The organism is Brevundimonas sp. BAL450 (genome assembly GCF_015767455.1).
GTDB lineage: Bacteria > Pseudomonadota > Alphaproteobacteria > Caulobacterales > Caulobacteraceae > Brevundimonas > Brevundimonas abyssalis.
Window position 1 is genome coordinate 59,848 of sequence record NZ_JADWOW010000062.1, and the last position, 13,673, is coordinate 73,520.

Genomic DNA, 13,673 nt, shown 5'->3' on the forward strand with positions numbered 1-13,673 from the left:
GTGGCTATGCCGGCCCTAGGCGCGTTTCAGGGAAGCCCTGGCGGCAGTCTCTGCCGGCAGGATCTCCACGAAGCGCTTGAGCGCGGTGGGCCAGTTCTCCAGCAGGCGGCGCGCCTTGGGCGAGCCGGTCTCGAGCGCGTGGCGTTCCACCAGAGCCTTCAGCGCGTCGGCCGAGGCGCCGACCACCGGGCCCAGCACGACGGAGTCCGCGTTGACGTGGGCGGCCAGGTCACCGTCCTCGTCCAGCACATGGACCCGCCCGCCGGACATGCCCGCGGCGAAGTTCCAGCCGACCCGGCCCAGGATCACCACGGCGCCGCCGGTCATGTATTCGCAGCCGTGGGCGCCGCAGCCCTCGATCACCGCCGTGGCGCCGGAGTTGCGGACCCCGAAGCGCTCGCCCGCCATGCCCGCGGCGTACAGTGCGCCGGAGGTGGCGCCGTACAGGCAGGTGTTGCCGACGATGGCCTGGCGCTCCATCCACCGGGTCGGGCGCACCACGATCTCGGCGCCGGACAGGCCCTTGCCCACATAGTCGTTGGCCTCGCCGTCCAGCTCGATCTTGAGGCCCTTCATGCCCCAGGCGGCCAGCGACTGGCCGGCCGAGCCGCGCAGCTTCAGGGTCAGATGTCCGTCGGGCAGGTCCGAGCCGTATTTGCGCACGATGTGGCTGGAGGTGCGCGTGCCGATGGCGCGCTGCACATTGCGGACCGAATAGGTCAGCTGCATCTTCTCGCGCCGCTCCAGGAAGGGGGCGGCGTCGCGCACCACCTGGGCGTCGAGGGTGTCGGGCACGGGATTGCGTCGGGCCTCTGGTCCGCGCCGCACCTGCAGGCCGCTGTCCACGCGCACCAGCAAGGGATTCAGGTCCAGATCATCCAGTTCGGCGCCGCCGCGCGAGACCTGACGCAGCAGGTCGGTGCGGCCGACGGCCTCGTCCAGCGAACGCAGGCCCAGGGACGCCAGAACCTCGCGCGTCTCCTCGGCGATGAAGCTGAACAGGTTGACCACCTTGTCCGCCGTGCCGGTGAACATGGCGCGCAGGCGCTCGTCCTGAACACAGACGCCCACGGGGCAGGTGTTGGAGTGGCACTGGCGCACCATCAAACAGCCCACGGCGATCAGGCTGGCGGTGCCGATGCCGAACTCCTCGGCCCCCAGCAGGGCGGCGATGACCACGTCCCGGCCGGTGCGGATGCCGCCGTCGGTGCGCAGGCGCACATGGTCGCGCAGGCCGTTCAGGCCCAGCACCTGATGGGCCTCGGCCAGACCCATCTCCCACGGCATGCCCGCATGCTTGATGGAGCCCATGGCGGAGGCGCCCGTGCCGCCGTTGTGGCCGGAGATGAGGATGATGTCGGCCTTCGCCTTGGCCACGCCCGCCGCCACCGCGCCGATGCCGGCGGAGGAGACCAGCTTCACCGTGACCCGGGCGTCGGGGTTGATCTGCTTCAGGTCGTAGATGAGCTGGGCCAGATCCTCGATGGAGTAGATGTCGTGGTGCGGCGGCGGGCTGATCAGGCCCACGCCCGGCGTCGAATGACGCATGCGGGCGATGAACTCGGTGACCTTGAAGCCGGGCAGCTGGCCGCCTTCACCGGGCTTGGCGCCCTGGGCCACCTTGATCTCGATCTCGCGGCACTGGTTCAGATATTCGGCGGTGACGCCGAACCGGCCCGAGGCCACCTGCTTGATGGCCGAGTTTGGATTGTCGCCGTTGGCGCGGGGCTTGTAGCGCTCCGGATCCTCGCCGCCCTCGCCCGACACCGAGCGCGAGCCGATGCGGTTCATGGCGATGTTCAGGGTCTCGTGCGCCTCGGGCGACAGGGCGCCCAGGCTCATGCCCGGGGTGACGAACCGCTTGCGGATTTCGTTGACGCTCTCGACCTCGTCCAGGGGCGCGGGGCGCTCCGCCTCGCGGAAGTCCAGCAGGTCCCTGAGCGCGATGGACGGCAGTTCGCGGGCGCGGCGGGAATAGGCCTTGAACCGCTTGTAGTCGCCGCGCGTGGTGGCGTCCTGCAGGCGGTGGATCATCTCAGCGTCCCAGCCGTGGGTCTCCTCGCCGGCACGGATGCGGTGCGAACCGCCGATGCGGCGGGCCGGGCGGGCGGCCTCGAAGCCGCGTTTCGCCTTGCGCACCATCTGGGCCTCGATGCCCGCCAGGCCGACGCCGGAGATGCGCGAGACCATGCCGGGGAAGAACTCGTTGACCAGCGCCCGCGACAGGCCCAGCGCCTCGAACTCATAGCCGCCGCGATAGGCGGAGATGACCGAGATGCCCTTCTTGGCGAGGATCTTCATCAGACCCGCCTCGACCGCCTTCTTGTAGTTCAGGCAGGCGTCGCGGAGCGTCAGGCCGGGATAGCGGCCCGCGTCCATGCGGTCCTGGAAGGTCTCCTGCGCCAGCCAGGCGTTGACCGCCGTGGCGCCGACCCCGACCAGCACCGCGAAGGCGTGGGCGTCGATGGCTTCCGACGTGCGCACCACGATGGAGACAAACGAGCGCAGGCCCTCGTCCACCAGCCGGGCGTGCACCGCCGCAGCCGCGAGGATCATGGGCGCCAGCGGGCGGCCGGGGCCCATGTGTTCGTCCGTCAGCACGATCAGGGCCGCGCCGTCAGCGGCCGCCTGGACCGCCTCGCCCTGGATGCGGTCCAGCGCCTGACGCAGGGCCTCGCCCGGCTTCGCGCCCTCAGGGGGTGCGATGAAGGTGCAGTCGATGTGGATGGTGGCGCCCGCACCCACGGCCAGCAGCATGCGCTCGTACATGCCGGTGGTCAGGACCGGGGACTCCAGCACGAACACCCGGGTCTGGGTCTCGTCCTGGGCCAGGATATTGCCGAGGTTCTTGAACCGGGTCTTCAGGCTCATGGCCCCCGCTTCGCGCAGGGAGTCGATGGGCGGGTTGGTGACCTGGGCGAACTGCTGGCGGAAATAGTGGCTGAAGGGCCGGTCCTGATGGGACAGGACCGCGGGCGGGGTGTCGTCGCCCATGGAGCCCACCGCCTCCTTGCCGTCGGCGGCCATGGGGTCCAGCAGGCTCTCGATGTCTTCGTCGGTCCAGCCCACCGCGGCCTGCGCGCGCACCAGGGCCTCGCCGTCCAGGCGGCGCGGCTCGTCGCCGGGCCCGATCATGGGCTCCAGCTCCACCATGTTGTCCAGCCACTCGGCGTAGGGGTGATCCTCGGCCAGACGGTCGATGGTCTCGGCTTCGTCGTAGAAGCGGCCCGCCTCCAGATCGACGCAGATCATGCGGCCGGGGCCGATGTGGCGGCGCTCGGCGATGCGCTCCTCGGCCACGCCGGTCATGCCCGCCTCGGAGCCGCAGATCAGCAGGCCGTCGGTGGTGAGGGCGGCGCGCAGGGGGCGCAGGCCGTTGCGGTCCTTGCCCGCCACGACCCAGCGGCCGTCGGTGGCGCAGATGGCGGCGGGGCCGTCCCACGGCTCCATCACCGCGTTGCAATAGGCGTAGAGCGCCTCGTGCTCGGGCTTCATCAGCCCGGGCAGGCGCGCCTCGGGGATCAGCAGGGCCTTGACCATGGGCGCGGGGCGCCCGGCGTGGACCAGCACCTCGAACACATTGTCCAGTGCGGCGGAGTCGGAGCCCGAGGCCTGGATCACCGGCTTGACCGTGGCGTCGTCGGCCCCGAAGGCGTCGGCGGTCATGCGGATCTCGTGGCTGCGCATCCAGTTGGCGTTGCCGCGCAGGGTGTTGATCTCGCCGTTGTGCGCCAGCATGCGGAAAGGCTGGGCCAGCCGCCATTCCGGGAAGGTGTTGGTGGAGTATCGCTGGTGGAACAGGGCCACCGGCGCCTCCATGCGCGGGTCGGTCAGGTCCGGATAGAACTCGTCCAGCGCCTCGGCCAGCATCATGCCCTTGTAGATGACCGAGCGGGCCGACAGGGAGCAGACGTAGAACTCGGCCAGACCCTTGGCCTGGGCGCGCTTCTCGATGCGGCGGCGCAGCAGGAACAGGGCCCGCTCCAGCGCCTCGCCCTCCAGATCGTCGGGCGGCGCCAGCATGATCTGTTCGATCTCGGGGCGAGTGGCGGCGGCGCGCTCGCCCAGAACCTCGATGCGGTGGGGGACCTGACGCCAGCCGTACAGATAGAATCCGGCTTTCAGGACCTCGCTCTCGACCAGGGTGCGGGCGCGCTCCTGGGCCCCCAGATCGGTGCGGGGAAGGAACACCTGGCCCACGGCGATGGGGCCGGGACGGGGCGTGTGACCGGTGTCGCGCACCTGGGCCTCGAAGAAGGCGCGCGGCATGCCGATCAGGATGCCGGCGCCGTCCCCGGACTTGCCGTCGGCGTCCACCGCGCCCCGGTGGAAGATGGCCTTCAGGGCCTTGAGGGCCAGTTCGACCACCTCGCGGCGCGGCTGGCCGTCCAGGGCGGCGACCAGACCGACGCCGCAGGCGTCCCGCTCGGACGTGGGTTCATAGGCGTGGGCCGCCGCCAGGGCGTCACGTTGGGCCAGGTAGTGCTTGGGGTCGAACGTCATGCCGCAACGGAGTCCTGATTACGCAGCCACTGGTCGATTTCGGCGGCGGCGTCCTGTCCCTGACGCACGGCCCAGACCACGAGAGAGGCGCCGCGCACGATGTCGCCCGCAGCGAATACGCCGGGCAGGGTGGTGGCGAAGCCGTGGGCGGCGACACGCAGGGTCTTCCAGTCGGTCACCGCCAGATCGTCGGCGTCGAAGATGACAGGAAGGTTCTCCGGTTCAAAGCCCAGGGCCTCGATGATCAGGTCGGCGGGCAGGTCGAACTCGCCGCCGGGCGCCTCCTCGACCGTCCAGCGGCCGTCCAGGGTCGGGGCCGACAGGGCCATGCGCGCCGCGCGCAGGCCGGTGACGCCGTCCGAGCCGCCCAGCACCGCCTTGGGCGCCGCCAGCCATTCGAAGCGGACGCCTTCCTCCTCGGCGTTGGTGGTCTCGCGGGCGCTGCCGGGCATGTTGTCCCGGTCGCGGCGATAGACGCAGGTGACCGAGGTCGCCCCCTGACGCACGGCGGTGCGCACGCAGTCCATGGCCGTGTCGCCGCCGCCGATGACCACCACCCGCTTGCTCTCGGCGTTCAGGGGACCGTCGTCGTAGGCGGCCACGGCGTCGCCGAAACCCTTGCGGTTGGACGCGATCAGATAGTCCAGCGCGGCCACCACGCCGTTGGAGCCGCAGCCGGGCGCCGACAGCCGCCGGGCCTGATAGACCCCCGTGGCCACCAGCACCGCGTCATGGGCGCCGCGCAGGTCGTCGAAGGCGATGTCCTTGCCGATGTCGGTGTTGAGCCGGAATTTCACGCCGCCCTCGATCAGGCGGTCCACACGGCGGGCGACCACATGCTTCTCCAGCTTGAAGCCGGGGATGCCGTAGGTCAGCAGGCCGCCCGCGCGGTCGTGGCGGTCATAGATGGTGACGGCGTAGCCCGCCGACCGCAGCCGGTCCGCGGCGGCCAGACCGGCCGGCCCGGCGCCGATGATGCCGATTGACCGCCCCAGTTCCGTCAGGGGGCGCAGAGGCGAGATCCAGCCGTTGTCGAACGCCTGGTCGCCCAGCCACTTCTCCACCGAGCCGATGGTGACCGTCTCCCAGCCGGCCTGCTCCAGGGTGCAGGCGCCTTCGCACAGGCGGTCCTGGGGGCAGATGCGGCCGCAGATTTCGGGCATGGCGCTGGTGGCTTCGGACAGCCGCCAGGCTTCCTCGATACGGCCCTCGGAGGCCAGGCGCAGCCAGTCAGGGATGTTGTTCTGCAAGGGACAGCCGGACTGGCAGAACGGCACGCCGCACTGGGCGCAGCGGCTGGACTGGCTTGTGCCTTCAGCGACCCGGAACGAGGCGTAGATCTCGTCGAAATCGCGCACGCGTTCGGACGCGGCGGCCTTCGCAGGACCGGCGTGCGGAACGGTCACGAACTTCTGGTTCGCGTCAGCCAAATCAAATCCCTCTCGCAAGTGCGGGCGAAAACTCTATGGGCAGGTGGTTCTTGGCGCAATAAATTAGTCGCGCGCAAGGTCCGTCCGCGTGAATTTGGCAACAATTGTGCTCCGACCACGGCAAAGCCTCTTGCGCATTTCGCAAATGCGTTAAACAGTTCGCACCTGCGGGATAACCAACCAGGGGGTAATATCAGTGACCAAGATCTGGAACCGACTGCCCGGCTTTGTCGGGCTATGCATTCTAACCATGGCGTTGTTCTACGCGGGGGGCGCGTTCGCCACCCCCGCGACTGCGGACCCGGCGGCGCTGGCTGCGCCTGCGGCCGAAGCCGCGCCGGAGGCTCTTGAAGCCGCGGCGGACAGCGGGGCGGGCGCCGCCAGCACCGTGACCATCGAAGAGGCCGCGGCCGCCGAGGAGGCCGCGCCCGGACCGGAACTGCTCGACCACCAGGCGGTGGCCGAGATCGACGGTGCGGCCACCAGCTGGATCCTGACCTCCACGGCCCTGGTGCTGCTGATGACCCTGCCGGGTCTGGCGCTCTTCTACGGCGGCATGGTGCGGCGCAAAAACGTCATCGCCACCATCACCCAGTCGGTGGGCGTGGCGGCGGTGGTCAGCCTGTGCTGGTTCGTCGCAGGCTACAGCCTGGCCTTCGGGGTGGGTCAGCCCATCGCCGGATTCAGCGGAGAGCAAGTCAACGCCGTGGTCGGCGGACTTCAGGCCATGTTCCTGAACGGGGTCGGCATGGAGACGGCCTATGGCGCGGCTCCGGGTCTGCCTGAATATCTCTGGATCGCCTTCCAGCTGACCTTCGCCATCATCACGCCCGCCCTGGTCACGGGCGCCTTCGCCGAGCGCATGAAGTACTCGGCGCTGCTGCTGTTCACGGCCCTGTGGACGCTCTTCGTCTATTCGCCCATCTGTCACTGGGTGTGGGGCGGCGGCTTCCTGGGCGGCATGGGCGTGCTCGACTTCGCCGGCGGCGCGGTGGTTCACGTGAACTCCGGCGTGGCGGGTCTGGTCTGCGCCATCTTCCTCGGCCCGAGAAAGGGCTATGGCGCGGGTCCGATCGTGGCCCACAACCCGGTCCTGACCCTGATCGGCGCCAGCCTGCTGCTGGTGGGCTGGTTCGGTTTCAACGCCGGCTCGGCCTGGGCTGCGGACGCCATCGCCGGCGTTGCCATACTGAACACCCTGCTGGCCGCCATGGCGGCGTCGCTCAGCTGGAAGCTGATCGAGGTCATCGAGAAGCGCAAACCCTCGCTGATCGGCGTGCTGTCGGGTCTGGTGGCCGGTCTGGTCGCCATCACCCCGGCGGCGGGTTTCGTCGATCCCAAGGGCGCGGTCATCATCGGCCTGATCGCCGGTCCGGTCTGCTACGCGGCCTCGGTCTGGATCAAGAAGCTGCTGCGCTACGACGACAGCCTGGACGTCTTCGGCATCCACGGCGCCGGCGGCCTGCTCGGCGCGCTGCTGACCGGCGTGTTCGCCACCACCGCCATCAACAGCGTGTCGGAAGGCGCCAATGTCCCGACCCAGGCCCTGGGCCTGGCCTGGACCATCGCATGGAGCGCGGTGGGCACCTTCCTCATCCTGCTGATCTGCAAGTTCACCACGGGCCTGCGCGTGCGGCCCGAGGAGGAGGAGACCGGTCTCGACACCGTGATCCATGGCGAGGCGCTGGAGCACTAGCTCCGTCGTCTCATTCCGCGGGGCGGAGGGGGACGGGAGAGCGGGATCGAGGGGGTCCCGCTCTCCCTACCGCCCGGGGGTGATCTGAAGGCTCAGAGGCTTTCAACCAACGAACTCAAAGAGGGGATATCCAATGAAAACAGTGATCGCGTCTGTCTGCTCCGCCGCCGTTCTCGCCCTGGCCGGCGCTGCCTCGGCCCAGGATTTCAGCTTCAACCTCACCGCCACCTCGGACTATGTCTGGCGGGGCGTCAGCCAGTCCGACGAGGATTTCGCCATCCAGGGCGGTGTGGATTACGAGTCCGGGATCTTCTATGCGGGGACCTGGGCCTCGACGGTCGATTTCGGCGACGACACCGACGCCGAGTGGGACATCTATCTGGGTGTCGCGCCGTCGGTCGGCGGCTTCGACTGGGACTTCGGCATCACCCACTACATGTACCTGGGGGATCCGGACGGCTCGGACTATGACTTCACCGAAGCGTCCGCGGCGGTGTCGCGCGCCATTGGGGCGGCGACATACGGCCTGAAGCTGGCCTATTCGCCGGACTTCTTCGGCGCCGAGGATGACGCCACCTATCTGGAGGCCAACTTCGCCGTCGAACCCGCGCCGCAGTGGAGCGTGTCGGGTGCGGTGGGCCAGCAGTGGGTGGATTCCGGCGCCGACTATCTGAGCTGGAATCTGGGCGTGGGGTACGCCTTCAACGATGTGTTCGGCGTGGACCTGCGCTACCACGACACCGACGAGCACAACTGGGGGGACATCTTCGACAGCCGCGTCGTCCTCAGCCTGACCGCCGGCTTCTGACGCTACAGACGTCCGTCGAAACCAAAACGCCGTCCGGTTCGCCGGGCGGCGTTTTTCATGGGCGCATCTTGCGCTGGTGTTATAGAATAACATATGAGCGGGGTCATCGAAGGATTCCGCATGAACGCCCCCGCCGCAGCCCCCCGCGCCGTCGTCCGATCCTGGGGCGACATGGCCGCCATCGGCCTGTCCATGGCCTGCCTCGCCCATTGCCTGGCCCTGCCGGTGGCGGCGGCGTTCCTCCCCATGCTCGGCCTGGCCACGGAAGCGGCCTGGGCGCACTGGGCCTTCGTGGCCGTGGCGGCGCCGCTGTCCATCTGGACCCTGGCCTGGCCGCCGCGCGGGGCCCTGCGGCCTTTGCCCTTGTCGCTGGCGGCGCTGGGGCTGACGGCGCTGGTTCTGGGCGCGGCCGAGTGGCCCAGCCATGCCATGGAGACGCCGATCACCGTGGCCGGCGCCCTTCTGCTGAGCGCCGCCCACTGGATCAATCTGCGGCGACGACGTCACCGCTGCTGAGGACTACTCCGCAACACCCCATCCGCCCGCCAGAGCCTTGAACAGGGTGATCTGGTTATTGCTGACCTGAGCCTCTGACGCGGCCAGGGCGGCGTCGGCCTGGGCCAGGGTCCGCTGGGCGTCCAGCAGGGTCAGGAAGCTGTCGGCGCCGGCGTCGAAACGCAGCCGCGACAGCCGCTCGGCGTCCGCCGCGCGGTTCCGGGCCGTGGTCAGGGCCGCGCGACGGTCCAGTTCGTTGGCGTAGGCCGACAGGGCCGTCTCGGTCTCCTGCAGCGCCACCAGCACCGTCTGGTCGAAATTGGCCAGGGCGATGTCGGTCCCGGCCTCGGCCTGGGCAATGCGCGCGCGGATGGCGGCGATGTTGGGGAAGGACCAGCTGATCAAAGGTCCGACATTGAAGCGGAAGGCCGTATCGTCGCCGAGGTCGGACGCATCCAACGCGGTCGCGCCCAGAGACCCGCCGAGCTGGATGGTCGGATAGAGGGAGGCGACGGCCACGTTCACCCGTGCGGCGGCGCCGGCCAGCTCGCGTTCCGCCCGGCGCACGTCCGGCCGGCGGGCCAGCAGGGCCGCCCCGTCGCCGATGGGGACGGGCTGGGTCAGCTGGGGCGGACGGGCGCAGTCGCGCGCGGCCTGGCTGGCCTCGGCCGGGGTGACCCCGGTGAGGGTGGACAGGCGGAACAGGGCGGCGTCGCGCTGGGCCCTCAGGGGCGGCAGGGTGGCGCGGGTGGACTGCAGCGCCGAGTCCGCGCGGGCGGTGTCCAGCCCGGTGCCCCGGCCCAGATCCAGCAGGCGCTGGGTGAGGTCGGCGGTTTCCTGCTGCAGCCCGATGGTGCGCTCGGTGACCGCGATCCGGGCGTTGGCGGAACAGGCGTCGGCGTAGGCGCGCGCCGTTTCAGCCGCCACAGTGACCTGAACCACCTCCAGCGCGGCCTGGGCCGCGTCGGCGTCGGCGCGGGCGGCGCGAATGGCCGAGGACACCCGTCCGAACAGGTCGATCTCATAGGCCACGTCCAGACCCACGTCATAGGTCTCGCCCTCGTCCAGCGGTCCGGTCGCCGCCGGATCGACGGCGTAGGCGGACTGGCGGCCGTACTGGCCTGACGCGCCCACGCTGGTGGACGGCAGGCGGGCGGAACGCGCCTCGCTCAGCGACGCGCGCACCAGACGCAGGTTGGCAGCGGCGGCTTCCAGTTCGTTGTTCTCGGCCAGGGCCTGGAGCACCAGGCCGTCCAGCACGGGATCATCGTACAGACGCCACCAGTCGCTGCGGGCCTGGGCGGGGCTGACCTGCGTGGTCAGCCCCTGGCCGATGAAGGCGCCCGAGGCAGGGGGGGGGAGGGTGGCCTCGGGCGCCCCTGGCCCCACCGCGCACGCCGACAGGAGAGCCGTTGCGCAGGCGGCGGAGAGGAAACGGGCGGAAGTGGACAGGCGGGGGGTCATCAGTGGTCTCCGGTCCGGCCGGCGGCAGGCGCCGGCGCGTCAGGATCATAGGGGTCGTGGGGCGGCGCGCCGTAGGTGGTGGGCAGGTCGCGGTCCTTCTCGGGGGCCCTGGGCAGCTTGCCCGAAATCCAGCGGGAGATGACGTAGAACACCGGCGTGAAGATCAGGCCGAACAGGGTCACCCCGACCATGCCGAACACCACCGCCACGCCCAGGGCCTGACGCATCTCCGCGCCCGGACCCGTGGCGATGGCGAGGGGCAGCACGCCGAAGATGAAGGCGAAGGACGTCATCAGGATCGGCCGCAGACGGGTGCGCGCGGCGCGGACCGCGGCGTCCCAGCGGTTCAGCCCGTCGTTCTCCTCGGCCTGTTTGGCGAACTCCACGATCAGGATGGCGTTCTTGGCCGCCAGCGCGATCAGAACCACCAGGCCCACCTGGGTCAGGATGTTGTTGTCCATCCCGTTCAGATTGACCCCGATCAGGGCCGCCAGGATGCACATGGGCACGATCAGGATGACCGCCAGCGGCAGGGTGAAGGCCTCGTACTGGGCGGCCAGCACCAGGAACACGAACACCACCGCCATCAGGAAGATCATGGTCGAGGATGAGCCCGACTGCTGCTCCTGATAGGCCAGGCCGGTCCATTCATAGCTGAACCCGTCCGGCAGAGCCTGGGCGGCCATGGCCTCCATCGTGGCCAGCGCCTGTCCGGACGAGACGCCCGGGGCGGCCTGTCCCTGAAGCTCGGAGGCCGGGAACATGTTGTAGCGGACCACACGCGCCGGGCCGGAGTCGTTGCTCAGCGTCGCTACCGAACCGATCGGAACCATGGCGCCCGAGGATGAGCGGGTCTGAAGGTTGGCGATGTCGGAGATGTCGTCGCGGTAGGCGGGCTCGGCCTGGGCGGTGACGCGGAAGGTGCGGCCCAGATAGTTGAAGTCATTGATGTAGGACGAGCCCAGATAGATGCCGAGGGTGTCGTACACATCGGCGGGCTGGACCCCCATCATCAGGGCGCGGTCGCGGTCCACGTCGGCCTGAATGCGCGGCGTGCCGGTGTTGTACAGGCTGAACACCTGCTGCACCTGATCCGGCGTCTGGGCGGCGGCGCCCATCATGGCGTAGGTGGCGCCTTGCAGAGCCTCATAGCCGGCGCCGGAACGGTCCTGAACCATCATGACGAAGCCGTTGCCGTTGCCGAGACCCTGCACCGCGGGCGGTGCGATCATGAAGATCTGCGCTTCCTCGATGGCGCCGGCGGCCATGCTGAGCTGCCCGGCCAAGGCCGAGGCCGTGAGCTCGGGCGCCGAACGTTCGCCGTGATCAGCCAGACGGATGAACATGGTCGCGGAGTTCGAGCCCGCCGAGAAGCTGGTGCCGTCCAGACCTGCGAAGGCGGCCACATCGACGACGCCCTCGGTCGCGCGGACGATCTCCACGGCGCGGGTCATGGCGGCCTCGGTGCGGTCCAGCGAGGCGCCGGGCGGCAGTTGCACCACGCCAATGAGGAAGCCCTGATCCTGCTCGGGGATGAAGCCGGTGGGCGTGTCCATCAGCCGCCACCCGGTCAGGGCCAGCAGACCCACATAGATGATCAGCACGATGGAGACGGTGCGCACGAGCCGTGCGGTCAGGCGGCCGTAGCGGTCCGACAGCCAGTCGAATCCCTGATTGAATTTGGCGCCCGCCATGCCGAGGTAGTGGAACCCGGTCCCGATGGGGCCGCGTTTGCGGGCGTTCGCGTCGTGAGGCTTGTGCGGCTTCAGCAGCAGGGCGGCCAGGGCCGGCGACAGGGTCAGCGAAACCAGCAGGGAAATCATGGTGGCGCCGGCGATGGTGACGGCGAACTGGCGATAGAAGATGCCCGGGATGCCCGACACGAAAGCCGTCGGCACGAACACCGCGACCAGCACCAGGCTGATGGCGATCAGGGCGCCGGACACCTCGCGCATGGACTTGTAGGCGGCCTCGCGCGGGGTCAGGCCTTCGCGGATATAGCGCTCCACGTTCTCCACCACGATGATGGCGTCATCGACCACGATGCCCACAGCCAGCACCAGGGCGAACAGGGACAGGGAATTGATCGAGAAGCCCAGCGCCAGCTGGATGGCGAAGGTGCCGACCAGGGCCACGGGAATGGCGATGATCGGGATGATCGCCGCGCGCCAGGTCTGCAGGAAAACCAGCACCACGATCATGACCAGGAAGATGGCCTCGATCAGGGTGTGCTGCACCGCCTCGACCGAGTGCTCGACGTATTCGGTCGGGTTGTAGGGAATGGAATAGGTCATGCCGGGCGGGAAGTCGCCGGACAGGGCCTCGATCTCCTCGAGGACCGCGTGGGCGGTGTTCAGGGCGTTGGCGCCCGGTTGCTGGACGATGGCCATGCCCACGCCGCGCTCGCCGGAGAAATAGCCCCGGATGCCGTAGTCCTGGGAGCCCAGCTCGACCCGCGCCACATCGCGGACGCGGGTGACACGGCCCTCGGCGTCGGTCTTGATGACCACATCGGCGAACTGTTCGGGATCCGACAGCCGGCTTTGCACCTGCACGGGCAGCTGGAAGGCGGAGGCGTTGTCCGTATAGGGCGGCTGGCCGATGGCGCCGGCTGCGGCCTGGGTGTTCTGGCCGCGCAGGGCGTTGATGATCTCGGGCGCCGTCAGGTTGCGCGCCGCGGCCTTGGCCGGGTCGATCCAGATGCGCATGGCGTAGTTGCCGCCGCCGAAGATCTGGACCTGGCCCACGCCCTCAATGCGCAGCATGCGGTCACGCAGCGTCGAGTTGGCGTAGTTGCCCATGTAGTCGACGTCGAGGCTCTCGTCCGGCGAGGTCAGGGCGACCAGCAGCAGGAAGTCGGTGGCCTGCTTGTTCACTGTCACGCCGATCTGGCGCACTTGTTCCGGCAGGCGCGGTTCGGCCAGGGCGACCCGGTTCTGGACCAGCACCTGGGCCGCATCCAGATCCGTGCCCGGCTGGAAGGTGACGGTCACCGCCACCACCCCGTCGGAGGTGGACGAGGAGGACATGTAGAGCATGTTCTCGACGCCGTTCACCTCCTGCTCGATGGGCGCGGCGACGGTCTCGGCCAGGGTCTCGGCCGAGGCGCCGGGATAGGCGGCCTGGATCGCGATGGTGGGCGGCGCGATCTCCGGATACTGCGACAGCGGCAGCAGCGGGTAGGCGAAGGCGCCGATCAGGGTGATGACCACCGAGATGACGATCGCGAAGATCGGCCGGTCGATGAAGAAGCGTGAGAAATTCATGGCGTGGAGCC

General features: G+C 69.3%; 7 protein-coding genes. 3 read left to right on the forward strand and 4 right to left on the reverse strand.

From position 1 onward, the window contains the following. Window positions 1-15 precede the first annotated feature (15 nt). Together gltB and IWC96_RS15010 are read right to left on the reverse strand one after the other, a co-directional pair. Window positions 16-4,503 carry a glutamate synthase large subunit gene (gene gltB / locus IWC96_RS15005; protein ID WP_021695869.1) on the reverse strand — a complete coding sequence of 1,496 codons (4,488 nt, stop codon included), beginning with the start codon at window positions 4,501-4,503 and terminating at the stop codon, window positions 16-18. Then, window positions 4,500-5,933, reverse strand: a complete 1,434-nt coding sequence (locus IWC96_RS15010) for an NAD(P)-dependent oxidoreductase (protein WP_021695868.1) — start codon at window positions 5,931-5,933, stop codon at window positions 4,500-4,502. The genes gltB and IWC96_RS15010 overlap by 4 nt, the downstream gene beginning before the upstream one ends. Window positions 5,934-6,183: 250 nt before the next feature. Between IWC96_RS15010 and IWC96_RS15015 the strand changes: the two genes are divergently transcribed. The 3 genes from IWC96_RS15015 (at window position 6,184) to IWC96_RS15025 (ending at window position 8,953) form a co-directional block, all read left to right on the forward strand. Continuing rightward, window positions 6,184-7,629: an ammonium transporter gene (locus IWC96_RS15015; protein ID WP_196839221.1), complete on the forward strand. Its 1,446-nt coding sequence runs from the start codon at window positions 6,184-6,186 to the stop codon at window positions 7,627-7,629. 133 nt (window positions 7,630-7,762) lie between these two features. After that, window positions 7,763-8,437, forward strand: a complete 675-nt coding sequence (locus tag IWC96_RS15020; RefSeq protein ID WP_045318581.1) for a TorF family putative porin — start codon at window positions 7,763-7,765, stop codon at window positions 8,435-8,437. Window positions 8,438-8,557: 120 nt separating this feature from the next. Continuing rightward, entirely contained in the window at window positions 8,558-8,953 is a 396-nt protein-coding gene (locus tag IWC96_RS15025; RefSeq protein WP_045318591.1) for a MerC domain-containing protein, read from the forward strand. A 3-nt stretch (window positions 8,954-8,956) separates the two neighbouring features. Here IWC96_RS15025 and IWC96_RS15030 read toward each other — a convergent pair whose 3' ends face one another. After that, the gene (locus IWC96_RS15030) at window positions 8,957-10,396 is read right to left on the reverse strand and encodes an efflux transporter outer membrane subunit (RefSeq protein WP_196839222.1); all 1,440 of its coding nucleotides are present in this window, start codon (window positions 10,394-10,396) and stop codon (window positions 8,957-8,959) included. Beyond that, window positions 10,396-13,662, reverse strand: a complete 3,267-nt coding sequence (locus IWC96_RS15035) for an efflux RND transporter permease subunit (RefSeq protein ID WP_196839223.1) — start codon at window positions 13,660-13,662, stop codon at window positions 10,396-10,398. The genes IWC96_RS15030 and IWC96_RS15035 overlap by 1 nt, the downstream gene beginning before the upstream one ends. Between the last annotated feature and the right edge of the window lie 11 nt (window positions 13,663-13,673).

What these genes read in the sequence shown, in the direction of transcription:
- gltB (WP_021695869.1), bottom strand. Translation starts at nt 4,503, where the DNA reads ATGACGTTCGACCCCAAGCACTACCTGGCCCAACGTGACGCCCTGGCG.
- IWC96_RS15015 (WP_196839221.1), top strand. Translation starts at nt 6,184, where the DNA reads ATGGCGTTGTTCTACGCGGGGGGCGCGTTCGCCACCCCCGCGACTGCG.
- IWC96_RS15020 (WP_045318581.1), top strand. Translation starts at nt 7,763, where the DNA reads ATGAAAACAGTGATCGCGTCTGTCTGCTCCGCCGCCGTTCTCGCCCTG.
- IWC96_RS15025 (WP_045318591.1), top strand. Translation starts at nt 8,558, where the DNA reads ATGAACGCCCCCGCCGCAGCCCCCCGCGCCGTCGTCCGATCCTGGGGC.
- IWC96_RS15030 (WP_196839222.1), bottom strand. Translation starts at nt 10,396, where the DNA reads ATGACCCCCCGCCTGTCCACTTCCGCCCGTTTCCTCTCCGCCGCCTGC.
- IWC96_RS15035 (WP_196839223.1), bottom strand. Translation starts at nt 13,662, where the DNA reads ATGAATTTCTCACGCTTCTTCATCGACCGGCCGATCTTCGCGATCGTC.